The sequence below is a fragment of the Ekhidna algicida genome (genome assembly GCF_051379705.1).
Taxonomy (GTDB): Bacteria; Bacteroidota; Bacteroidia; order Cytophagales; family Cyclobacteriaceae; genus Ekhidna.
Window position 1 is genome coordinate 339,950 of the sequence record NZ_CP179868.1, and the last position, 24,704, is coordinate 364,653.

At 39.2% G+C, this 24,704-nt stretch carries 18 protein-coding genes; 5 read left to right on the forward strand and 13 right to left on the reverse strand.

What is annotated here, in order from left to right; translation table 11 throughout:
* Window positions 1-51: 51 nt before the first annotated feature.
* From ACL8WY_RS01300 to ACL8WY_RS01310, 3 genes are all read right to left on the reverse strand, one after another.
* Entirely contained in the window at window positions 52-552 is a 501-nt protein-coding gene (locus ACL8WY_RS01300; RefSeq protein ID WP_436516468.1) for a hypothetical protein, read from the reverse strand.
* Window positions 553-2,418: a DNA topoisomerase IV subunit B gene (locus ACL8WY_RS01305; RefSeq protein ID WP_436516469.1), complete on the reverse strand. Its 1,866-nt coding sequence runs from the start codon at window positions 2,416-2,418 to the stop codon at window positions 553-555.
* Window positions 2,419-2,559: 141 nt separating this feature from the next.
* A complete protein-coding gene (locus ACL8WY_RS01310; RefSeq protein WP_436516470.1) occupies window positions 2,560-2,976 on the reverse strand; it encodes a hypothetical protein in 417 nt (138 codons plus the stop codon).
* A gap of 56 nt (window positions 2,977-3,032) precedes the next feature.
* Here ACL8WY_RS01310 and ACL8WY_RS01315 point away from each other — a divergent pair, with 56 nt between their 5' ends.
* Window positions 3,033-4,238 carry a sterol desaturase family protein gene (locus tag ACL8WY_RS01315; protein WP_436516471.1) on the forward strand — a complete coding sequence of 402 codons (1,206 nt, stop codon included), beginning with the start codon at window positions 3,033-3,035 and terminating at the stop codon, window positions 4,236-4,238.
* On the opposite strand, the gene ACL8WY_RS01320 is transcribed toward ACL8WY_RS01315, so the two are convergent.
* The gene (locus tag ACL8WY_RS01320; RefSeq protein WP_436516472.1) at window positions 4,235-4,753 is read right to left on the reverse strand and encodes an SRPBCC family protein; all 519 of its coding nucleotides are present in this window, start codon (window positions 4,751-4,753) and stop codon (window positions 4,235-4,237) included. The two genes, ACL8WY_RS01315 and ACL8WY_RS01320, sit on opposite strands and share 4 nt — an antisense overlap.
* Before the next feature lie 6 nt (window positions 4,754-4,759).
* Window positions 4,760-5,077 carry an ArsR/SmtB family transcription factor gene (locus tag ACL8WY_RS01325; RefSeq protein WP_436516473.1) on the reverse strand — a complete coding sequence of 106 codons (318 nt, stop codon included), beginning with the start codon at window positions 5,075-5,077 and terminating at the stop codon, window positions 4,760-4,762.
* Window positions 5,078-5,178: 101 nt separating this feature from the next.
* Between ACL8WY_RS01325 and mnmE the strand changes: the two genes are divergently transcribed.
* Window positions 5,179-6,540, forward strand: coding sequence for a tRNA uridine-5-carboxymethylaminomethyl(34) synthesis GTPase MnmE (gene mnmE / locus ACL8WY_RS01330; RefSeq protein ID WP_436516475.1), 1,362 nt, complete (start codon window positions 5,179-5,181; stop codon window positions 6,538-6,540).
* An 8-nt stretch (window positions 6,541-6,548) separates the two neighbouring features.
* Here mnmE and ACL8WY_RS01335 read toward each other — a convergent pair whose 3' ends face one another.
* The 3 genes from ACL8WY_RS01335 to ACL8WY_RS01345 all read right to left on the reverse strand — a co-directional run bounded on the left by ACL8WY_RS01335 (window position 6,549) and on the right by ACL8WY_RS01345 (window position 11,895).
* Window positions 6,549-7,061: a YybH family protein gene (locus ACL8WY_RS01335; RefSeq protein WP_436516476.1), complete on the reverse strand. Its 513-nt coding sequence runs from the start codon at window positions 7,059-7,061 to the stop codon at window positions 6,549-6,551.
* A 194-nt stretch (window positions 7,062-7,255) separates the two neighbouring features.
* Complete coding sequence (locus ACL8WY_RS01340; protein WP_436516477.1) at window positions 7,256-8,794, reverse strand: M20/M25/M40 family metallo-hydrolase; 1,539 nt, start codon at window positions 8,792-8,794, stop codon at window positions 7,256-7,258.
* 104 nt (window positions 8,795-8,898) lie between these two features.
* Window positions 8,899-11,895, reverse strand: a complete 2,997-nt coding sequence (locus ACL8WY_RS01345) for a hypothetical protein (RefSeq protein ID WP_436516478.1) — start codon at window positions 11,893-11,895, stop codon at window positions 8,899-8,901.
* 192 nt (window positions 11,896-12,087) lie between these two features.
* Here ACL8WY_RS01345 and ACL8WY_RS01350 point away from each other — a divergent pair, with 192 nt between their 5' ends.
* Both ACL8WY_RS01350 and ACL8WY_RS01355 read left to right on the forward strand, forming a co-directional pair.
* Window positions 12,088-12,990 (forward strand): hypothetical protein, encoded by a 903-nt coding sequence (locus ACL8WY_RS01350; protein ID WP_436516479.1) that lies wholly within the window; start codon window positions 12,088-12,090, stop codon window positions 12,988-12,990.
* A gap of 266 nt (window positions 12,991-13,256) precedes the next feature.
* Window positions 13,257-14,759 carry a tetratricopeptide repeat protein gene (locus tag ACL8WY_RS01355; RefSeq protein WP_436516481.1) on the forward strand — a complete coding sequence of 501 codons (1,503 nt, stop codon included), beginning with the start codon at window positions 13,257-13,259 and terminating at the stop codon, window positions 14,757-14,759.
* A gap of 402 nt (window positions 14,760-15,161) precedes the next feature.
* Here the strand turns inward: ACL8WY_RS01355 and ACL8WY_RS01360 are convergent, their stop codons facing one another.
* A complete protein-coding gene (locus ACL8WY_RS01360) occupies window positions 15,162-18,599 on the reverse strand; it encodes an ATP-binding protein (protein WP_436516483.1) in 3,438 nt (1,145 codons plus the stop codon).
* Window positions 18,600-18,841: 242 nt separating this feature from the next.
* On the opposite strand from ACL8WY_RS01360, the gene ACL8WY_RS01365 reads away from it, so the two are divergent.
* Window positions 18,842-20,452 carry an ABC-F family ATP-binding cassette domain-containing protein gene (locus tag ACL8WY_RS01365; RefSeq protein WP_436516484.1) on the forward strand — a complete coding sequence of 537 codons (1,611 nt, stop codon included), beginning with the start codon at window positions 18,842-18,844 and terminating at the stop codon, window positions 20,450-20,452.
* Here ACL8WY_RS01365 and ACL8WY_RS01370 read toward each other — a convergent pair.
* The 4 genes from ACL8WY_RS01370 to ACL8WY_RS01385 are packed head-to-tail and all read right to left on the reverse strand — an operon-like array spanning window position 20,449 to window position 24,690.
* Window positions 20,449-21,249, reverse strand: coding sequence for a hypothetical protein (locus ACL8WY_RS01370; protein WP_436516485.1), 801 nt, complete (start codon window positions 21,247-21,249; stop codon window positions 20,449-20,451). The two genes, ACL8WY_RS01365 and ACL8WY_RS01370, sit on opposite strands and share 4 nt — an antisense overlap.
* A 9-nt stretch (window positions 21,250-21,258) precedes the next feature.
* Window positions 21,259-21,726: a chemotaxis protein CheX gene (locus ACL8WY_RS01375; RefSeq protein ID WP_436516486.1), complete on the reverse strand. Its 468-nt coding sequence runs from the start codon at window positions 21,724-21,726 to the stop codon at window positions 21,259-21,261.
* On the reverse strand, window positions 21,716-22,087 hold the full coding sequence (locus ACL8WY_RS01380; RefSeq protein ID WP_436516487.1) for a response regulator: 372 nt from the start codon (window positions 22,085-22,087) through the stop codon (window positions 21,716-21,718). Before ACL8WY_RS01380 ends, ACL8WY_RS01375 begins: the two co-directional genes overlap by 11 nt.
* Window positions 22,084-24,690: a nitrate- and nitrite sensing domain-containing protein gene (locus ACL8WY_RS01385; RefSeq protein WP_436516489.1), complete on the reverse strand. Its 2,607-nt coding sequence runs from the start codon at window positions 24,688-24,690 to the stop codon at window positions 22,084-22,086. The genes ACL8WY_RS01380 and ACL8WY_RS01385 overlap by 4 nt, the downstream gene beginning before the upstream one ends.
* Window positions 24,691-24,704 lie beyond the last annotated feature (14 nt).

The window sequence follows — 24,704 nt, forward strand, 5'->3', positions numbered from 1 at the left end:
AAGTTATTGCATTTTTTATACAAAAATTAATTATTTGCGTAAATATTACAATTAATTACTGGGTAAAGTATGCCCAGAGCCTATTTTGTCCTGATATTCATGATGAGATTTTCTTACCCAACCTCGAATTCTATTGAGTTCTGCATCTATTCTCTTATAATTCAATGGATACCAAAATGATGGTTTGCAGATGACTTCATTCCCAAACTGATCGTGATGATACAAGGTGAACTTATATAACCCATCCAAACTCATGATTTCAATGTCCTTTACCTCATAAAAAGGTATTTGTATTTCATACTCTCCTTCCCTCACATACAGGTTTTCCTTATCATATGAAACCTCTTTAATCTTTTGCAGAAAATTCTTCACTCTTGGCCAGTAAACAAAAGCTCCCAACAGTATGTAACTGACTGCAATCAACCTACTTGTCCAATTATCACTAAAACCCATGATGTAGATATAAGTAACCATTATTAGTGAGAGCATCACTGTTGTGAATATCTTGTAACGTTTCACAGATTGAATCGATAGTGACTTGGATCGCTGCATCTAAGCTGCTTCCACCTCTTCCACAAGATCCTTTTCCACGCGCAGCTTGTCGATAATGAATTGTTGGCGGTCTGGTGTATTCTTACCCATGTAGAAAGTCAACAGGTCTTGGATACTGGTATCCTTTTGCAGAATCACGGGATCCAATCGTATATCATCACCAATAAATGCGGCAAACTCGCCAGGACTAATCTCTCCTAAACCCTTGAATCGGGTAATTTCCGGCTTACTCCCAAGTTTAGCTATCGCATTTCTACGCTCTTCTTCTGAGTAACAGTAGATTGTTTCTTTTTTATTCCTCACTCTAAAAAGAGGTGTGTCAAGAATGAAAATGTGATTATTTCTTACCAGTTCCGGAAAGAACTGCAGGAAGTAGGTCAGTAAGAGTAAGCGAATATGCATACCATCCACATCTGCATCGGTTGCTATTACAATCTTTCTATACCTTAAACCTTCAAGACCATCTTCGATATTCAAGGCATGCTGCAGTAGGTTGAATTCTTCATTTTCGTAAACCACCTTCTTGGTGTGTCCAAAGCAATTGAAGGGCTTACCTCTTAGTGAAAACACTGCTTGTGTTTGAACCTTTCTGGATTTGGTGATTGATCCACTCGCGGAATCCCCCTCCGTAATGAAGATCATGGTTTCATCCTTGATCTCATCGTCTCCTTTCTTATCATTAAAGTGTATGCGACAGTCTCTAAGCTTCTTATTGTGCAGATTTGCCTTCTTTGCACGCTCATTGGCAAGTTTCTTAATGCCAGCTATTTCCTTTCTTTCACGCTCTGATTGCTGAATCCGCTTTAATAGTGCATCAGCTGTGTCTGAATTTCGGTGAAGGAAGTTGTCGAATTCTTTTTTTACAAAGTCATTGACGAACGTCCGCATGGTTGGACCTTCCGGTCCCACATTTTGTGACCCTAGCTTCGTTTTGGTCTGACTTTCGAATACGGGCTCCTGCACACGAACGGCAATAGATCCAATGATAGCCGAGCGTACATCTGCTGCATCGAAGGTCTTACCATAAAACTCACGAACGGTTTTTACCACGGCTTCACGAAAAGCTGCAAGGTGCGTTCCTCCCTGAGTGGTGTACTGACCGTTGACGAATGAGTAATACTCTTCCCCGTATTGATTGGCGTGCGTAATTGCCATCTCTATGTCATCCCCCTTCAAGTGGATGATTGGGTACCTCAGATTTTCAACATCTGCCTTTCTGCTAAGGAGGTCTTTTAATCCATTTTCAGAATGGTATTTTTTACTATTTAGGACAATGGTAAGGCCTGCATTTAAGTAGGCATAATTCCACATCAAATTGTCCAGGTATTCTGGAATGAAGTGGTAATTCTTAAATACCGTATCGTCTGGTTCGAAGATGATTTGCGTACCATTTCTGCCTTCAGCTTTTTGAATTTTGGCGTCTGTAGTTACCTCACCTCTTTCAAACTCAGCAACTTTGGTTTCTCCGTCTCGATAGCTCTGTACTTTGAAGTAATTAGAGAGTGCGTTTACTGCTTTGGTACCGACACCATTTAGTCCAACAGATTTTTGAAAGGCACCAGAATCATACTTACCTCCTGTGTTGATTTTGCTAACACAATCCACCACTTTTCCCAGAGGAATTCCCCGACCATAATCACGTACAGTCACACGATGATCCGTCACTTTCACCTCGATGGTTCGGCCATGTCCCATCATATGTTCATCGATACTGTTGTCAATGATTTCTTTCACCAACACATAGATTCCATCGTCTGGAGAGCTGCCGTCTCCCAACTTACCAATATACATTCCCGGTCTGAGCCGGATGTGCTCCTTCCAGTCCAGTGATTTAATACTATCCTCGGTATATATCGCTTCAGCCATCTAGTAAAGTCGTTATGAATGATTTAATAATCTCTATTCCAAAGTAATGATAAAAATCCAACACTTACACGTAACAACCTAACGTATAGGGATAGCTTTACTTGAAATATGACAATTTAATAAACTGAAATAGAGCGAGTTCTACTTCTTTTTGGAGATGAAAAAAATCAGTCCTATTACCCAAATAAGTAAAAAGAGCGGGCCTAAAAAGTTGAGGTACGCGAAGCTTGAAGGGTTAATGTGCCCTGTATTATTGATGACTCCAATGAAGCCTACCATAGATGCCAAATAGAAATTCACAATGAATAGTATGGCTCGAATCCACGCAGCTAAATCCTCTTTCAAATTTCTAGATCCGAGAGTAGCTCCCATCCGGATGATTATATTGATCACAATGAAGCTACCAAAGGCATAGAAGAAGAATGTTTGCTTGTGCAGATCTTTCACCCCTTCTATATTCATGTCCACCATAATTGGCAGGTAAGCATACACCAGAAGAAGTATGACCGAGAAGAGTAAAACCGAAATGGAATTGAAAACTTTAATCGCTTTGATCATGGCCGCAAATGTAATTATCAGTAACACATAATCACGCTCAATTGTTAAATTTGAATATGGATTTCAACCCGGTTATACTTTCAATTCCACTATACTTTTTATTGATCGGATTTGAGTTGGTTTATCAGCTTATTAAAAAGGCCAAGATTTACCGAACCAATGACGCCATTTCTAATATCAGCTGTGGGATTTCTTCCCAAGTGACCAATGCCATTTGGGGAGTGCTTTCTATAGCGATGTATCAATTCGTGCATACCAATTGGTCTATCATAGAAATACCAAATGCCTGGTGGAGCTATTTAACTCTATTCCTACTTGTAGACTTATGCTACTATTGGTTTCACAGGGCAAGTCACGAAATCAATTTTCTGTGGAATACAGCTCATGTCGTACATCATCAAAGTGAAGACTACAATTTATCGGTTGCACTTAGACAATCTTCGTTTGGAGGTGTATTTGCAATGGTGTTTTATCTCCCACTTGCAATTATAGGATTCAACGCATACGCCTTCCTGGCAGTGAAAGGGATAAATCTGATTTATCAGTTCTGGATCCATACAGAAGCCATCAATAAACTTCCCCGGTGGTTTGAGTATGTTTTTAATACACCTTCTCACCATCGCGTTCATCACGGGAGAAATCCTAAGTATATAGATAGGAATCACGCTGGCACGCTGATGATATGGGATCGGATGTTTGGGACGTTTCAAGCTGAGGAGGAAAAGCCAACTTACGGCGTGACCAAACCTACCAATACCTGGAATCCTGTTTGGGCCAATATCCTGCCAATTGTAGATATGACCAATCAGGTGAAAGCAACACCGGGATTTTGGAACAAGCTTAAAGTCTTGTTTTATAAACCCGGCTGGCAGCCAGTAGAACTAGGTGGTTATCAAATAGCTCCTGAAGTAGATAAGCAAACGTATCGCAAGTACGATGTACACCCACACATGCCTTTGATACGCTATGTGTTCGTTCAGTTTGTTTTTGTGCTCACTTTTACCGCGCTTTTTCTATTTACGCAGGGTAATTATGAATTCAATATGAAGCTAGCCCTTGCAGGCTACATTATGTGGTCTATCAGCCAGCTGGGAATCCTGATGGAAAACCGCAGCAACTGGATACCATCAGAATACATCAGACTGATAGCATCTGCGACTTTAATCATATTTCTTATAGAAGGAACTTACTCTTACTTCATCGCAGGAGGCTTTGTTATCCTGTTTGGCTTTTGGTTGTATCAAGCCTCCAGGAAGCGCTAATCAATTTTTGAGGCATATTGATTTTCTAAATCCATATGTACCGTCCAAAAGCTTTTGGATTCCCTTTTATTCAATTGATCTCCAAGTATATCCAGATGCGTATGCCAGCCGGCCATTGTTCCAACACGTGTCTCTTTTGAGTCTTGGAGCTTTTCATGAGTCAGGGTCAGCTTAACCATTTCTCCTTGCTCAATAAGCTCGAACGTGACCAGACCTTCCCATTCTATTGCGAAAATATTAGGCTTCTCTGATCTTACGACTACAGCTTTGGATTCAAAACCATCACCGAATTCTTTGTATTTCTCAGGCGTTGTTTGGGGTGGTGATCCTAAATTAGAATTGTGAAATACGAATTTAATCTCTTCACCCGCACTCATTTCGGAAGTCCCTCCGCAAAACCATTTACTTCGTTTTTCAGCTTCAGTGATAAACTCCCAAACTCGGTCGATTGGTCCAGGTAGAAGGCGCTCAAATTGAAGTGTTGTCGGTGTTAGCAATTTTCCGTCGTTACTCATAGTGGGTCATTTTTTGTTTGAATCTTCTTTTAATAGTGTTTCAAGTTTGTCGAGGCTTGTATTCCAGAATCTCCGATACTGATGTACCCATAAAGCAATCTCACCGAGCTGATCTAACTGCGCATGACAATAGCGCTCTCTTCCTTTCTTTTCGATTTTCAGAAGTCCGCATTCTTTTAGAATCCGAAGGTGTTTAGAAACCGCTGGTCTACTTATTTTGAAGTTATCAGCTAGCTCGTTGACTTTTCTGGATTGATGAGAAACCAGCCCAATGATCTCTCTTCGGGTTGGATCTGATATCGCTTGAAATACATCTCGACGCATAATATGAAACCTTTTGGTTACAAGTATACAAAAAAAGTAACCAAAAGGTTTCCTTTTTGAAAAATCATTTCAAACTCCTCTCCTTTTATCATCTTTGCACCATGTCTCAGATCAACGACACCATTACTGCGCTGGCAACACCTCCCGGACAAGGAGCTTTGGGTATAATTCGCGTATCCGGAACTAAAACGATTCCGATAGTGAATGAGCTTTTCAAAGGAAAAGATCTCAACAAAGTTGATTCACACACAATACACCTCGGAACGATCAGAAATGATCAAAATGAAATCATTGACGAAGTTCTAGTGTCAATTTTTAAAGCTCCTCACTCATACACCAAAGAAGATGTCATTGAGATTTCCAGTCATGGTTCACAATACATTCTACAAAAAATCTTGAGCCTGCTGGTAAGTAAAGGTGCCCGATTAGCTAAACCCGGTGAGTTTACTCAGAAAGCTTTTCTTAATGGTCGATTTGATCTGACTCAGGCAGAAGCTGTTGCCGATTTGATTGCTTCTGAAAATGCCGGTATGCAACAAACGGCCATGAATCAGATGCGTGGAGGTTTCTCTGATGAGATCAAAAATTTGCGGGAACAATTGGTGCATTTCGCTTCCATGATAGAGCTGGAATTGGACTTTGCAGAGGAAGATGTAGAGTTTGCAGATAGACAAGGATTGATTGATTTGATTAACAAAATTCAGACATTGATACGGTCATTGATAGCAAGCTTTGAGTATGGCAATGTGCTCAAGAATGGTGTACCCACGGTGATTGCCGGAAAGCCAAATGCCGGTAAGTCGACGTTGCTCAATGCGCTTCTAAATGAAGAAAAGGCCATTGTCTCAGATGTAGCGGGAACTACACGAGACTTCATAGAAGATCAAATCTACATTGATGGTATTGCCTTCCGGTTTATAGATACTGCAGGGATTCGAGAAACAGATGATAAGGTTGAGAGTATTGGTGTGCAGCGTACGCTGGAGAAGATGAAGCAGGCAGGACTTGTGATCTACTTATTTGATTTGGTCAATGAAACAAGTGAATCCATTGAAGAACAGCTGAAAGGTTTACAAGCTTCTGACGTGCCATTCATTATCGTGGGTAACAAAGTAGATCAGGCGGATGCGTCACTCAAAGCACATCTTACGGAACATAACGCTGTTTTTATTTCGGCTAAAGAAAAAGACAACCTGGAAACCTTGAAACAGCAGCTGAAGACCATTGTAGATAAGCCGGAACAATCAAATGTAATTGTGACCAATGCGAGGCATTTAGAAAGCCTGCAACAAACGGATGACGCGCTTAATCGTGTGATAGAAGGCATCAACAACCAAATGAGCAACGACCTGGTAGCCCAGGACATTCGCTCCGCCCTGTTCCATCTCGGAGAAATCACCGGAGAAGTGACCACTGATGACTTACTAGAGAATATCTTTAGTAAGTTTTGTATTGGGAAGTGAGACACTTCTTAGTCCGCTAAATTCTTAATAATGGGTTGTGGATCGTTAAATATAAGATTTGAAATTTTCCAAACTCCATCCACCTTTCGGCAAACAGTTAGAAAATTTCCAGAGTTTGTATAATTCTTATGGTCGTAGTTGTAAACCAGCCAGAATCTCCCATAAGTATATCCTATGTCGCCAGAAACATGTGCCCCAACAAATTTCTCCGAATATTCCAATACATCAGTTGTGGGTAACTGAGGGTTAAACCAATAATTAGCTAGTTCGTTTCTCCCTATTATAATTGAATCACCATGATGAGGCTGAAAAACAATATCTTCTGTTGTAAGATTCATAACTGCACTTGAGTCTTCCTCAATCCAGGTTTCTTGAAAGTCAATACGGACCTGTTTTATCTTTTCGATTTCTTCACGGTAATTAATGGATTTATGTGACTGGACGGAATCAATGCTGTTGCAACCACCCATTGATGCAATAACTAAGAAGAAAATTAAAATAACGTTTTTTGATCTTTTCATAAAAGTCAGAAAACGCTAGAAAGCTAGGTCGGTTTCGTATGATTAATTCATCTAGTAAACATTAATAAATATTCACATCAACCATCAAGTTATAGCTTATCCAAAACAGTCAATAACGACCATTCCTGTAAGCAAATAATTGCCATACATACCAATTTCGACTCATCTACTAGAGATGCTAAACCAGTTTTTTATTAATCTGATTCAATTTCATCTAATTCCTCCCTGGGAAGCATTTCATCTCGCATCGCTGTATTATATACAAAACCGGCAACAATAGTCGCTATCTGCTTCAGATCGTCAATCACCAGTCGCTCGTAGGTATCCATATTGGTATGATGCGTTCGTGACCAATATTCTACTGGGTCTTGAATAAACTGGAACCCTGGGATGCCAATTGCATCAAATCCAAGGTGATCTGTACCGCCCGTATTTCTAAGGGTAATGGTTGCATTTTCCATGATATCATCATAAGGCGTAAACCAGTCTTTGAAAATTGGGCCGACTTCTTCATTGCCTTGCAGATAGATCCCTCGAATTCGGCCCGTTCCATTGTCAATGTTATAATAAGCCGATATTTTGCTATGCTCGGGCTTTAATGCCATTGTTTCTGCATCACCAAAATGGTTTTTCACATAGTTGCGAGAGCCAAAGATTCCCTGCTCCTCTCCACCCCATAACGCAATGCGAACGGTGCGTTTCGGTTGCAATCCTGCTGCTTGCAAAATCCTAACCGCTTCCATCATCACAATGCATCCCGCACCATTGTCAGTAGCTCCAGTGCCACCATGCCAGGAATCCAAATGTCCTCCAAGCATCACTACCTCAGACTTCAACTCAGGATCTGATCCAGGTATCTCTGCAACTACATTGTAACCCTGAAGGTCTTCCATGTCGAAGGTAGTTTTCACTTCTGCTTCTAACTCAACTTCTACTCCATTTTTGGCCAGACGTGCCATCAGGTTTACGTGTTCGGGTGCCATCTCCAGCTCACTTGCTCCTTTTGGTGTGTCTTTTAGGTATCCACGTGGACTACTGGTAAATAAGGTTCCATGTCGACCCCTCACTCCTTTTATAATAAGTGCAACTCCTTCTTCAGTCAGAAAAGTGTTTAGTGTTCTGCTAAATTCTCTGCGTTTTCGAAAGGCTGCTATTTCATCGGCCGTCCATTGTCTTCTCTCAGTTCTAGGCTCTGTCATTTCGGTAAGTTCCTCTTCAGAATATCTAAGCGCATCTGCCTTAAAGGTTGGCGATTGATCTCCACGTGGCTTGAAAGCCACAATCGCTCCTTCTAGCTTTCCTCTATATTTTTCAAAATCATCTTCATTATTGATTTCCACAAACTGGACTTTTCCGGAAACAGGACCATCCGTACTTTCGGTCCAGGCTTTAGGTATTGCAATGAAAGGCATGTAGTATGGTTTGGTCATCGCTACATAGCTCTTATTCACTTCCCAACCTCTACCAAATTCACCCCAAGCCTCTTTCTGAGCATTTTCCAACCCCCACTCGGTTAATTGATTAATGGCATAGGTGGCAGCTCGTTCGTAACCTTTAGAATTTGAAAGACGCGGCCCTGCTTTATCAACCAGCTCAAAAGCAATCTGCTCTACTTGTGAGTTTTCAAGTCCTTCTTTCTTGATTTTTTCAATAGCTTCACTGTCGATGGATTCTTGACCATGCGCAATAAAAGCAAAAAGAAAAATTGGGATTAATAGCAATCGTTGCTTCATAAGAGTGAGGTTTAGGTTTTGTTCTAACCAAATATACTAAACCCAAGAGGCTATATAGTAATGAGCGTGAAATCAAAATGACTTCCTATTAAGTATTTATTTGATCATTGATCAAACTTAATCTTTTCAAGAATCTCATTTTTCTTCTTCATCAAAGCCGGGTCCACTTTGTCTTTGTGCTTGGCTTTGTCGGAAAAGATGTATTTGTACTTAGCTTTCGTGATCTTAAAATCATACTCCTCCGCTTTGCCAAATATGTCTATGCCTGTTTTGAAAGGTAGTGGTGATTCAAGCACAGAAATATGATAGTTGTAAGTAAGGTCCAGATTTTGAATTCCTCCGACCGCAACCTTATAGCGATCCATGCTCACCAAGGATGGGAAAATTTCCAGTGCTCCATTTTCAATTGCCATTTCAACAGCTACTGTATCAAGCGTATTTTTTTCTCGATTTTTAAACTTTAATGTTTTAGCCAAATATTGAAATGTCTCGCCATCGAGGAGCACAAGATTCTTACCCTCAATTCTTGCCACAGCTTCAATGGAAGATTGAATAACCTCCATGTGCTTTCCTATCTTAACTGAACCTTGCATTCCTATATTTAGGTTGCCTTCGAAATCCTTGGTCATAGGAAGCAGCGTGTCCATAAACGGCAAGACTTCAAACATATTTGCAACGTCTACATCTGTCAACTTCAGATTGAAGTTTGCGCGAGCTCTATTATTATTTCTAGCTACATATCTTGCATTCGTCCATAAATCAGCTGCATTAGTCTTCATTCTAAGATTTTTCAATCTGATTGTTTGATTTTTAATGAATAAATTTCCCTTTACTCCCCGTAAAAACAAGGCTCCGTATCTGACTTTTTTGAGATTAATTTTTAACTTAAAATCAATGTTTTTAGGTACTACAAAAGTCTCAAGTAATGTTGTGTCAGTAGCTAATTCAATGGTATCTGAAAGATCAACTTTGCTTGTCTCTTCCAAAGCTGATGCTCTATCTAAGATTCTGGTAATCTGATTAATATTGAGAAAATTAGACTTCAGTGTTAGTTCTGCAGTCAACGATTCTTTACCTAGTAAATTTTTCTGCAAATTGAATATCTTTCCACTTAATATGACATCAGACTTTCCAATCATAACATTGGCCTCATCCAGTGTCAATTCGTTTGTCTTAAGATCAACTTTAGTGTTTTTGATCCAAACTTTTTTAGGAAATGACGTAGTGAAGAAATTTAAGGACTTAAATCCAAACTGCCCATTCATAGGCCACCTTTTCTTGCGTTTTACAAGGTTAAGATCAGATTCAAAAGATTTTAATGTTGCATAGTTCAAACCATTATCAATTCGGATTCTGTCAGCGGTAAACTTAGCTTTCAATCTAGGTATACTTGGATTGTTTTTCGCGGATCTTAAATAGACCATTCCCTTAAGATTATTACCTACTACAGATAAGGTATCACCAAATAATATCTTGGCTTTTGATAAAGACAAATTTGACCTTACTGGTGAAATCATTATCGAATCTGTGGCTGGAGAAGTTGTGAAATTTGCTTTCAAGCCTTTACCAGTAGCATTCACATATTCATTGATATTTAAATTATAATCTTTCAATCTTGCTCTCCCGCTCAAAAGTCTGAGATCATCTTTTCCAAACTTTGTTACTCCTTGCTCTTGTCCAAAGTCTAGTTTTAAACTCGATGTGACAAACCTTATACTATCAGCATAATTGATATCAATATCAGTTAGATTAAATGAACCGGACGCCATTATTTTTCCTAAATTATAATTGATGACATCTTCAAGGAATAAATCGGTATTTAAATCAAATTGTGCACTACCAATAGCTTGAAGTCCCTCAACAGGAATTGTCTCTAACAGGGCTACAAAATCAATTCCCCCCATTCCTGACATCATTACGTGAGGGTTTGTCAAAATTTTATCAATTTTCCCATTTAATTGAATTGAGAGTCCATCGCTTACCACTTTTAAATTAGAAAGATCAATTGTAGAGGAAGACTTATTGAGGTAGTCAATTTTGGCCGCAAGTTTGGTTTCGAACAGCTCAATTCTCTTCGAAAATCCCTTATAAGAGGCTTCGCCACCAGATATTTTTAAATCTAGTTCGACTACAGGAAAGCGATCTTCAAAGTATTCACCTTTTATATTCGCTTTCAAAGCTACCTCTCCCTTACCTTCCAGACGTTCCAAATTCACATAGCGAATAGGTACCAAATCAAGTGCCTCCCGTATGTTCGATGTAAACAGCCTGTTTTCAAGGTCTACAACTATGGCACCTATAGAGTCTAACATGATGCTGCCTTTGGAAGCTATTTCCAATTCATGATCAACAACATTAAGATTTACAGTATCTATGGAAATAAGATTCTCCTCTAGGTCTATACTGCTCCGTGAGTGAAAGTTGATCGAAACCGGATTAATTATGGGCTCATCATTAAGAGTCAAAGCCATATTTTTAATTGCTAGATTCAAGTCACAATCTACCAGTTCATTTAAATAAGATATCTCCCCTAGGACACCCATGCTTTGAATTCTTATTGAGAAATAGTTGGTAAAATCATTAAACCTCAAGGAGCCCTCTCTTATTTCTATATTGTCAATGATATAGGTGTTATCTCCACTCTCGCCCGTGGCTTCTGTATTTAATGTATCATTAGCAGGTTGATCCTTTAAGATATTCCAATTGGAGCTGCCTGTGGAATCCATTTGAGCATAAATAATCGGCTTAGCAATGATCAGTTCATCTATATGTATTTTTTCATCAGAAAAAATGGATACTGGATTGAGATAAACATCAAGTGACTCAAAAGCCAAAAGTGAATCTCCAGTATTAGAAATCAACAATCCATTATCAATTTCTACCTCCAGATCTGGGAATGTAGAGAAAAAGGTTAGCTCAACACTCTCTAGATCGAGCCTCCCATCGATATACTCATTTGCAATTTCAGTTGCTTTAGGTGTTAGCTTTTCAGGTGAAAAAACAAAATTAACCACAACACCAATTGCCAATAGTATCAATAGCAAGACAGACAAAAAAAGTATAAATACTCCTTTTACAATTTTTTTGAGTTTAAATGACATCTTAAAGTGCTTACGAAAATCTAATTCTTCATTATGAAGTTAATCATATGAATTTATAAGGACCTCTAATTTGGGTCAAAAAGTACTTATTCCATATTTCCCATCAAATAATTATCACATCTGTTGATTTTGATGTAAAAAGTTTAATGAGAGTCGCTAACAAATTACCTTTGTCATGTCAACTTTCAAACTATGAGACTCGGACAACTCGCCAAAAAACACGACATTCCAGTAAAGGAGATCATGACTTACCTCGAAGAACATACAGGTGAGAAATTTCATCCGAACGCAAAGATCTACGACGCCCTGGAATCTAAGGTCTTTGATCATTTTGGCCTGCAGCCTGAGACTACTGCCGAGGTAGTTGAAGAATCAAACAATGAAATATTGGCTTCAGAAGAAGTCGCAATCGAAACGGAAGAGGTATCTGAGATTCCTAAGATAGAGAAGTCTCCTTTTCCTGCTACTCCAGAAGAAGAAATTGCAATGCTTGATGGTGAATTGGCAGAAGCTGAAGAATTGCCGAAGAACGAAGACGCTAACCCGCGCAGTGCTCAACCAAAAGAAGCAAAGGCAGCTCCTGCTGAAGATGAGGTTATTCAAACGGATAAGCTACTGGAATTACTGGAATCCGAAGAACTACCCGAGGGCTTGGACAAGATAAAGTTGATCAAGGCTTCCAAGAAGGAGCTTTCAGGTCTTAAGGTTGTAGGTAAAGTAGACCTGCCCGAGCCTAAGAAGAAGGAAGAAAAACAATCAGATATAGTTACCGAAAAAGATCTTCGGGAATATAGGAATCCGAGAAAGAAAAGGCATCAACTTACGGACGAGGAAAAGGAAAAACGTAGACTAAAGGCTAAGCAAAAGAAAGAAGCTTATGAGGTACGACTGGAAAAGCGACGCAAAGAACAAGAGGAACTAGAGAGAAAAACCAGAAAAGAAGAACATTACAAACAGAAACTAGAGCAAGCCAAAGCGATTCAGGTGAAGCAAAAAACCAAACAGCAAGAATCCATAAACGAGACGGTTAGTGAAAATCAACGTCCAGAACCCAAAACCATGTTGGGTAAATTCTGGAAATGGATGAATACATAAGCTAATCCTGAAGTAACTAAGACACCTGAAAGCCAATTTCAAGTGTTTTAATTTCATTTTATCAAACCTGTTTTCTTAGTAGAAACCTAACAAGGTTCTGAATCAGATTATCATTAAATAGTGCTGATTACACAAATCACAAAATATTCTTTCATTAAAACTCACTCTTACTAATCTGTTAGAGGTTTTTGAGATATCTATTCAATCTTATATTGTAGCAGAATAAGTTTTTTATTATCTTAAATACACCATCGATCTATAACTTATTGAGCCTGAGATTATTAACCATAACTGTTTTATGTCATCTAGCAAGTACCATTAATGCTCAAACTGGTATTGATAGCTTATGGCGTGTTGTTGAGCAAACCAATGATGCGATCATAAAGGTAGACGCACTTAATAAGATCGCATATGACCTTAGATCGGTAAATCCGGATAGCACATTATTGATTGGTTCGCAAAGTGAGGCAATTGCAATGGCAAATAATTATCAGTTGGGCATTGCTGATGCGAAAATGCGCAGAGCAATCGCTCATACAAATTTGGGCAACTATTATCGAGCTTTGCAATTGTACCTGGAGTCTCAGTCTATTTTTGATAAACTTAATGTTCCCGATCGAGTAGCCTCATGTCTAAACAACATTGGCAGACTATATAACTTCATTGGTGACCATGATCGGGCGCTGGAATACTACCAAAAAGCATCCATCGGATTTGCTGAACTCAAAGATACCCGTGAAGGTAACATCCTTAACAATATAGGTTACATCTATAAATTGGCGGGTGATTATCCGCTAGCCTTAGAATATCTCCGTAAAGCGTGGATCAAGGCACATGAGGTAAATGATCCAGGGAGAAGCATCTACCCTATATATAATATTGGAAGTACTTATATGCTAATGGATGAATTGGATTCAGCTATGAAATATCTTGACAGCTCAATGAACTTAGCTTACCATCTTCGCAACCAGTACATTCTAAGTCTTACCAAAATCGATCTTGGCCAATTATACCTTAAAATGAACAAGTTACACGAGGCTGAATATGCTTTTCAAGAAGCTTACAATGTTGCCTCAGCAGCAGGTATGCGGTCTGAGCTTCGTGATGCTGCTCGCCACCTCTCCAGTATGTATGAAGTGCAAAATAATTTAAAACAAGCATTACAATTTCATAAGATATATCAAGCCACGAATGACTCGCTTTTCAACAGAGATCTTGCCCGACGAATTGCTCTACAAGAGGCCGAATATGAGTATCAGCAACTACAGGTCCAGCAAGAAATTGAGCAGCAAAATCAAAAATTGAAACAAGAAAAAGAATTAGCGAATGCCATTGGAACTCGTAACACGCTAATTATCGGATTCCTTGCCATGAGTGCGATTTCATATCTCATGTTCTTCAATTTCAAACGAAAGCGAAAAGCAAATGATGCATTGAGAGCACTTAATAAGCAAATAGAGCGACAGGCTGCCGAGCTTCAGCATGCTAATCATGAAATCATCGTGATGAATAATAATCTTGAAAAGATTGTAAATAAGCGAACAGAGGAGCTCAAACTCAGAAATCAACAACTCAAGGAATACCTCTCCTCAAACTCTCACATCGTACGTGCGCCCTTAGCCAGAATCTTAGGTCTTGTAGACCTTTATGATCCCAAGGATCCGGTCAATCTCCCATTTATCAACGAGAGCTTGCAGGATTCTGCCACCGAATTAGATAATGCTCTTCGTAGCATTAACGAGAAACTTAGCGATGGTAGTGTGGACTGAAGATATTGGTCAAACGTCAATGTAACAATACAATGACCTTTATCACCTTCCACAAGAGCCATGCTCGGCACTTGCAGATTTAGTATTCTTATTCAGTGTAAGCCAATCGGTCTTCTTATGGCACTCATGGCATAGCGGCACTATGCGCCAGCTATTATCTCCTGTTTTACGTTTGACGTGGGCGCCAACACTAGCAGGGTTCGTACAATTTTTAGTTCTGCAGGTACCCACATCTTCTTTGGCAATGCGTTCCCAGTGTTTGAGCCAAGAGCTGCAACATTCACATGCCCGGGCGTTGTTTCTGTGTATAACTTTTACATCCATAGCAGTAGAAAGATAATGGATTGTGTGAAGTTATTAGCATCTTCTTCCAAGAACTCCTTATCATTCTGCTCGCAGATATCAGCTGGCCACTAGCTCCTGGTTGATCTTGTCTATTTCTTCCTCTACTCTATCAAGAAAATCAGGCAATCGCTTCCAAAAATCATCAGATCGATAATCAGGCATCCGTGATGCAAGATCACGCAAGTCAATGTTGGCGAGATTTGATTTCATTTTATGCAAGTGATCATATGCTTTCTCCCGATCTTCCTTTATCATCATTTCACGAGCTCCTGTCACACCTTCGCTAATCGATTTGACGGCCATATCTACAATCATAAGCACCTTTTCCTCATCGCCGCCTAATAGTTCATGCAGAAACCCAAAAGGAACGTTTTTGGTAGTCACACTTACATCAGTCGATTTCTTAGCCAAAAGCTTGCGAAGTGACTTTTTCCCTAAACGGCTAACCTTTTCAAACAGGTCTTCAGGATCGAAAGGCTTGGATACTATTTCATTCATACCACTCCGCTCCATTTTGGATCTAGACTCCAGTAACGTGCTGGCTGTGAGAGCAATGATTGGTAGTTTCTTGAAATACTCATCGTTCATCGCCCTAATTTGACGTGTAGCCTCATATCCATCCATCACAGGCATACGTACATCAATAATCATCAAATCATATGCTTTGCTGACGATCTTCTCTACTGCCTCTTCGCCGTTATTGGCAAGATCTACAGAAATTCCCCAACGGGTGAGAAATCCTTTCGCGATCTCCTGATTTGCACGATTATCCTCTACAAGTAAAACATGTAGATCAAGCTGAGATTTGACGTTCTTCGCTTTTTTCTTACGTTCTGATTTTGTCTCAGAGATACCAAATGCAACAGAGAAATAGAAAGTTGTTCCTTTTCCTTCTTCTGAAACCACTTCCAACTTACCTCCCATCAAATCAACCAAACGTTTTGAGATTGAAAGTCCAAGACCGGTTCCTCCCACTTTAGTGGTGTATGAGTTATTTACTTGTTTGAAACTATCAAAAATAATTTCAAGCTTGTCTGATGGAATTCCAATACCGGTATCCCTTATTGTAAACTGAATAACTCCATCTCCACCTGGTTGAACATCCAATTCAACTTCTCCCTTTTCAGTAAACTTTAAGGCATTACTCAGAAGGTTATTAAGTACCTGGGTTAGTCGGGTGCCGTCGAATACATAATAGTCGGCTAATGCATTAGCATAGTGATGTTTTAACTTAACATTTCCATCTTGAGATACAGGTTTCCATGTTTCAATAATATTCCCCAAAAGTTTATGCAGGTTGACATCTTCATTCACAATTTCCAGATTTCCAGATTCAATTTTCTGAAAATCAAGAATGTCATTAATTAGAGTCAATAGATTATTACTACCAAATTTCAGCATCTGCAATCGGGCGCTCCCCTCTAGCTCAGGATGTTCCATTTCCAATAAATTGGTAGTCCCGATAATTGCATTGAGCGGAGTTCTAATCTCATGACTCATGGTTGAGAGAAATTGCTCTTTTATCCTACTCGCATCCTCAGCTTCCTCTTTTGCATATCTGAGCTCCACCTCCTGTCTCTTAAGCTCAGTCAGATCATTTGAGAAGATGATAATACCACCTACCTTATCCTTGCTTGTGTACCATGGATGAATTTCTCCTTGTAACCATTGCTCCTCTCCATTTGCCCTAACAAACTTTTGAATACCAGGCTTTACTATTTCTCCATCCAATGCCCTCTGATGATTTTTTTTCCATTCGGCATCAACTTCAGGAAATATCTTATAGTGTGATTTTCCAATAATATCTCCAACAATATTTTGATCCTTGTACCATCTCTCGCTTGCAGAAATGTAATTCATATGCTTATCAAGCATTGCAATAGCCGCCGGAGCACTTGAGATAAATGTTTTAAGTAAGTTCTGTTCCTCCTGAATTTTGCTAGCATTTTCTCTTTGCTCCATAAGTCCACCTACCCATCTGGCTACCATAGAAACAAAATCTATCTCATAATCGGAAAATGGCTCTTTTCGTGGTTTTGAACTAGTAAAATTCACCGTTCCGGTGATTTTACCATCCATTCTGTAAGCGGCTCCAATGTATGATTCTAAATTAAAATTCTCAAAACAAGGGTGTGACTTGTGACTTGAATCGCTCATCTGATCTATACTCAGTACTTTCCCTTGCTGAGCAAGTGTGATATCGCAATAAGTATCTCCAAGCTTAAACTTCTGATTTATTTCCAGTTCGTCAGATAGTGGATAAAAAGCAGAAATACGGTATTCATCCATCCAAATGGTACTCACAATACCTTGATCTAAGCCCAAATAATCTAGACAGAGTTTAAGACCGTGTTCTATCCTTTGCTGAACATTCATCTCAGGGGTCGTATTCAGCTCATTTAGCAGCTTTAAACCCTTTTTGTATTTTTCCTCTTTACTATTTGAAGATTTTAATTCGGTAATATCCTTAGCTACGCAGTAGATATGCTTAACCCATCCGTTTTCGCCAAAATCAAAATCCGCACTTTGTCCAATCCATTTTACCTCATCATTTGCAGTCATTATCGGAAACTCCAAGTAGCTTTCTTTAATCTCCTCTTGTCTAACTCGTGTGTAAAACTCCACAACTTTAGCTCGATGACTTGGAACCACATTATCAAACCAGTTTTTAGAATTTATCTCTGAAAGCGAGTAACCAATGAAACTTTCAAAGGCTGGATTAATATATATATACTCACCATCAGCATTCAATTCATAAATAATGTCATGAGTGCCGTTAACCACCTGCTCATACCTTTCTTTTGAAAGCAAAACTTCCTTAAAATGCTTTCGCTGCCTCAGGATTCTAACCTGAACAAGTTGTATTGTGAAAATAAGAACCAATGATGCTGCAAGAATTACAGAACCACCAATCATCAGGTATTGAGTAGCTATTGAATCTGAAAGACGTTCATTTGTCGATTTAGACAAGGATTGATATCCATCGATCAGTGAATTCATGGCCGGAAGAAAAGTATCTTCATGCTTTAGAATACTCGACCGAAAAAGGCTCACATTGGCAGCTTCCTGAATACCATAACTACTCCTGATGAGTGCTGAAATTGCCGGAGTAACTTGATGATACAAGCTATCAACTTTGGAAATGTCAATGTCATAGGTTGCCATGAGAAGGTTTGCTGCTTCTATCTCAATATGATTCTGATGAAACATTGCAAGAGAAGAATCAAGCAACTGAATGGTTAGATCATGCTGCTTAGAATTTGACTCCAGAATTAACGCGTTCTTTGTGAGGTATTGACTCAGGGTTCTCTGCTTCCGGCAAGTATTGAGTATTTCGTCAATCTGGGTATTTATCTCAGCAACATGCTGAACCTGACGGTGTACAAAAAAGGTTGTGATAAGCACAGCAGAAACGCCTGCTATAAAAGCAAGAACGATTCTAATTGTAAGTTTTCGAACATTAAGTTCTGAAAAATTCTTAGTGCTTGTTTCCATTAAGTAGCTCCAGTGTGAGTAGCTGCTTTCCTTGTTGAGTGTAAATTACGACATCAAGACTATCCAATTACATCCCTTTCGATGTATCAAATTGCACCAACGATGTAGCAACCTCTACCACAGACCAGAATTCTTAATGATTGCTCAATTTAAGCAGAATCCAAGATACGTCTGCAAATTCACAGATATACTTCATTCTGGAATACTTTATATCTAACTTCGCGGCTCAATTTAGTTCGATTATGATCTCAACAGAAAATATATCCCTTCAATATGGTAAGCGAGTTCTCTTTGATGAAGTAAACATCAACTTCACCGGGGGAAATTGCTATGGTATAATAGGTGCCAATGGTGCAGGTAAATCTACCTTTCTTAAGATTTTATCTGGCGAAATAGCAGCCAATTCAGGTCACGTGAAGATCGAACCTGGCAAACGCATGGCAGTCTTGAAGCAGAATCATCATGAATATGATGAAATCCAAGTCCTAGATGCAGTGATGATGGGTCACAAGGAGCTTTGGGATATCATGAAAGAAAAGGATGCTATTTATGCAAAGCCTGACTTTTCAGAAGCTGATGGAAATCGAGCTTCTGAACTGGAGGCAAAATTTGCTGACATGGACGGATGGAATGCTGAATCTGATGCAGCCGCCCTATTAAGTGGTTTGGGCATTATTGAAGCGAATCATTACAAAACAGTCAAGGAGCTGAACGGTACTGAAAAAGTACGTGTGCTTTTAGCTCAGGCATTATTCGGCAACCCTGACATTCTAATCCTGGATGAGCCTACCAATGACTTGGATATTCAAACCATTTCATGGTTAGAGGATTACCTTCTTGAGTTTAATAATACGCTGATAGTGGTATCGCACGATAGACACTTTTTGGATACGGTATGCACACATATCGCTGATATTGATTTTGGTCAAATTAAACTTTTCACAGGAAATTATTCGTTCTGGTATGAGTCTAGTCAACTAGCACTAAGCCAAAGATCTTCTGCAAATAAAAAGGCTGAAGAGAAGAAAAAAGAACTTCAGGAGTTCATTGCCAGATTCAGTGCGAATGCCTCAAAATCTAAGCAAGCAACGAGTAGAAAGAAGTTACTCGATAAGATAAATGTTGAGGATATTCAACCTTCAAATAGAAAATATCCTGCAATCATATTTACTCAAAACAGAATCGCAGGGGATCAAATCTTAGAAACGAAAGGTTTAAGCAAAGAGATTAATGGGGAATACCTTTTCAAGGATCTTGACCTCTTTGTGAATAAGGGAGACAAGATTGCGGTTGTGGCGGATGACAGTCTTGCAATCACGTCATTTTTCCAGGTTTTGATGGAGGAACAAAAGGCTACTGGTGGCTCGTTCAAATTTGGACAAACCATAACCCATGCTTACCTGCCAAATGACAATTCAGCCTACTTCAAATCAGATGATAAGCTCATAGATTGGCTTAGAGAGTATGCTGAAGGTGAGGAAGATAAGGATGAGGTATACATTCGTGGATTCCTGGGGAAAATGCTTTTCTCGGGACAAGAAACACTTAAAAAATGTAGTGTGCTTTCCGGGGGTGAAAAAGTCAGGTGTATGCTTTCAAGAATGATGCTTCAAGGGGCCAATCTCTTGCTTCTGGACGAACCAACAAATCACCTTGATTTGGAGTCAATCACAGCATTAAATAATTCTCTTAAGGAATTTCCGGGCACAGTGTTGTTCACCTCTCATGACCACACGTTTACTCAGACAGTGGCTAACAGAATATTAGAGCTAAGACCTGATGGCTACACTGATACATTGAGTTCTTATGATGAATTTCTCGAAAAGAAAAAGCTGGTAAGCGAAGGAGTTTAGGCCTTAAAACCTATCACCATAATGTCATCATTTTGGCGATTTGCACCAGTCCAGGTTGTTAGATATTGCTCTGCTAGTTGCTTCTGTTCGAGCAGCGAGGCATTCATATTTTTTAGCAGATAATCTCCCAGTTGGTTGATGGACAACTTCTTAAAGTCAGGTCCTCCGATTAAATTAAAAACTCCTGAACTACACAAATAGAAGTTAGAATTCGCTGGGTCTTTAATTGAATTTGAGCTGTAGCTGTTTCTTGTTTCTGTGTTTTCTCCAACTTGATTCTTTTCTCCTTCAACGATATTCACACCATCCTTACTCACTTGAAGCAAATCCATATTTGCACCAGCAAACTCCATCTCTTTTGAAGTAATATTAAGCTTCACAATACCTACATTGGCGTTTGTATTTAGCAGGATGTTGTTTTTATCCTTGAAGCGGGCCTGAACCTCTCTATGTAAAAATTGAAGAATTGAACCTGGAAAATCAATCGAATAGCCTTCAACCATTTTCTTAAGTGCATTCATATAAATCCGAATCATCATTGAAGCGAGATGCCCCTCACCCACACAGGTAAATAAGGCGAGATATATATCATCGTCATGCTTGTGAAGCCAGAATCCATCTCCACCCACACTACCTTTAGGTTTGTTTATCACGAAAGCTTCTGAAAAATGCTCTAGAAGTCTATTTTCCTGTGGAAGCACAGAAAAATAGTTTCGACGAGTGCTATCTTCAATCTTATCAAAATTGATGATCCAATTGCTCTCGTTTACTTTATTTTCCTCGTGCTGGTCGCTCATCGTACGCTATCAATCTAGACCTAATACTACAAAAGCCTCGTGATTATTCCACTTAATTGGGATAACATACATTGAAACGTTTTCTGGGATATTTAGTTCATCAGGCATGCCTTCAAATACGGTTGGAACCGAAATCATAAAATTTGCTCCTAAATTAGCCCGAACGTTACCTGCGACAACATTTGATATCTCACCCGCCATATCTAGGATATCTTCTTCTGAAGGATCTTCGATTCCAATAAACATATTGATGAGATCTGCAAACATCTCACGGTTTGCTGATATATATACGAATCCTTTTCTGCTTCCTGAAATGCCTATCATTCCTGTGAAGTCCTTCAATACAAGTCCGTCAGATTCCTTAAGGTACGGCACTTTCATATCAGAGTCGATCTCAGTGAGGTGCTTAAAGTAATTGCTCACCGAATTGATGAACATATTACAGGTTGCTTCAAACTCTTCTTTCCTACTCTCCATCCCTTTTCAAAAGTTTATCGAATGATCGTGCCAGATCATCCGCATTGACTGGTTTATACATAAATCCTCTGGCTCCTTTGTCCAAGGCAATCAAACCTGTAAGTTTATCAGCTAAAGCCGTGATAATCATTACCTTGGTTTCAGGATTTATTTTCATTATTTCTTCCAGACATGCAATTCCATCCATCTCCGGCATGGTAATATCAAGCGTAACTACATCTGGTTTCTGATCCATTACCATCTGAACTGCTTCTACTCCATTCGCTGCCTGTCCGATGATTTCAAGATCATAATCGGCAAGATTCTTTTCTATTGTTCTGCGCATAACCGAGGAGTCATCTACAATCAGCAACTTCTTCATTCTTCATCTCCTTTCTCTACTTCTAGAAGTGGTAGCTTAATGATCATTTCGAATGATTTACCTGGAACAGATGTAATATCATATGCTCCATTATTTTCATCTAGAATTCTTTTTACCAGATTCATACCCTGTCCTCTTCCCGCATTTGTGTCGGCCTTGTCTGCCGTGGAGAATCCTTCTTGAAAAATAAGTCCTTGTATTTCAAAATCCTCCATCCCCTTCAGATCTGTATCTGTAACTAAGCCTTTTACGAGTGCTTTCTGCTTGATGCGCTCAATGTCTAAACCTTTACCGTCATCCTTATAACGAATAAATACTTCATTGTCGCTCTTCGAAAGTTCTATGAGCAATTCCCCCATGATGACCTTGCCTTCGCTCATCCGTAAACTTGGATCTTCTATGCCATGGACAACCGAGTTTCTGATCAGCTGAATCATCATATCTTTGAATGGCTCAATATAGATTTCCGGGAGTACTACATTATCTATATTGTCAAACGTGAGATTCACTGTTTTACCTTCCTCTTTTGCGATAAGTTCTGCACCTCTCTCAAGTGTATCTATTACCATGATATTTGATACCGAGTCACCTTCTGCCGGGAACTTCTTATAGATGTTAATGATCTTGTAAAGCATCTCTGCGATCTCTGCGATCATCCGATCTGCTTCATCCACTTCATATAGAATAGCTAAGAAATCTTTACCTCGGACTTCTTTCGACTGCAGTGCCGTTATAGAATCTTCTATTTCGTGGAATTTATTGGCCATCAATTCCATTCCGATCACTACGGCATTGCCCTTGAGATTGTGAATGATATCGAATGTGAAACTAAGCAGTTCACCATATTCATCATCTTCATTCTTCTCATATCGCTCGGATATACTTTTGAGCATTTTACGAGAATTGTGAAGGAATCCACGTAAAATGGATGGATCAATTTTAAGAATGCTGAGCACTCTTTCTGTCTCTTGCTGCTTCTTCTTCTCAGCCTCACTCAAGTGCTGCTGTAGTAAGATTGACTCAGTTTCATCTGAAACAGAAACCATAATGTTTTGAATCTTATCTTTTCTGAATATTCTAGTGAATTCTACACGAATATATTTTGTCGCAACTATACCATTTTGTTCTGTGTGAATTTTCACCTGATCAATGGGGTTGAGCTGATTTACCACTTCCTCATCCATATCTTCGTTGAAGAGGTGACGCATAAACATCTCAAGTGCTTCCAACTCACGTGGAAGTATTAGCGGACGCATGAAATTGGCAAAGTTCTCTCCCGCGATTCGGTCATTACTAAAGATCTCCTTCATGGCCTTGGAGTGAAACTTGGAGATTTTAAACTCTTTATCTAATAGGAAAATTCCCTGTTCGATGTTTTCAAAGACTACAAGTGAAACACCGTAGATATTTTTATATAGAAACTTGGCTTTATCTCTTTGCTTTCTGAGCTCAAACTGTGATTTGCGAATTTCAAGCACCATTCGATTAAAGGTGTTGGCATACTGTCCAAGTTCATCTTTGGTGGGAATAACAACCTTTTTCGTCAAGTCTCCTGCTGATATTCTGCGCGTATATGCCTCGAGAATACTTACATTCTTAAGCAAATTTGTAACGATAGTCGTCATCAACCAAAAGGCAATAATTCCAATAGTAACATCGAGAACTAGGAATGTCCAAAAGTTTCTTACGGATGTTTTTGCTATGTTTTGAGTCCTTTTCTGAATGTTGTCTGACATAAAGTCTTCAACATCTTTCAATCGATTAATCTTAGTGGTACTTGACTCATACCAGTGATCGGGGTTTTCAGATAGCGTATCATTTGCAAAGAGTACTTCTCTCATCCGATCCACCTCTTCTATTTCCTCTCCGCTAACAATTTGAATATAATATTCTATCGATTCTTGATTAGCAATTATCTTGAATGCATCCAAGTATGAACTTTGGTTTGCGACTAGCGTCGTAAATCGATTATAAAGTGCGAAATCTATGTGATTATGCGAAAATGCTTGTGTGCCTATTGCACGTTCAATACTTGCAAATTCCTTTGACTTCAGGAAGTAAATGATTGCATGTATTTGCTGCGCAATTTCCTTGTCCCTTGTTTCATCAATAAGCTTAATAACCGTATTTAGCGCATTGTTATTAATTTCTGAAAATCGATCTATAGATGCTTCTGATGAAAGTCGATGCTGATCAATGCTTTTTCTCAAAGTAGTAAGCTTGTCAAAAAATGCGTTCAATTGATCCAAATCTGTCCTATGTAACAAGAGCAAATCTTCTAGATCACCACTTGATAATTCATTATAATACTCCTGGAGTGTACTGTCAGTTCTTTCTCGCTGTTTATTTAGCTTAATTCCAAAGCTCTCACCCTGATTTGCTAGAAACCCGGATGATATGCTTCGCTCTTTCTGTATTTCATGAACTACATGATTGATTTCAATCCCTACACGTATGGCTTTGTTCAATCTGACACTGTCAGAATAATCCAGGTAATGATACCTTACTTGCAAGTAATCAAATGCCAAAATGATAACGATAAGCGGTATGATTATTACCGCAAATTTTTGGCGTATGGGTAAGTTGGTTAATCTTTTTATCATGAAATCTGCATGCG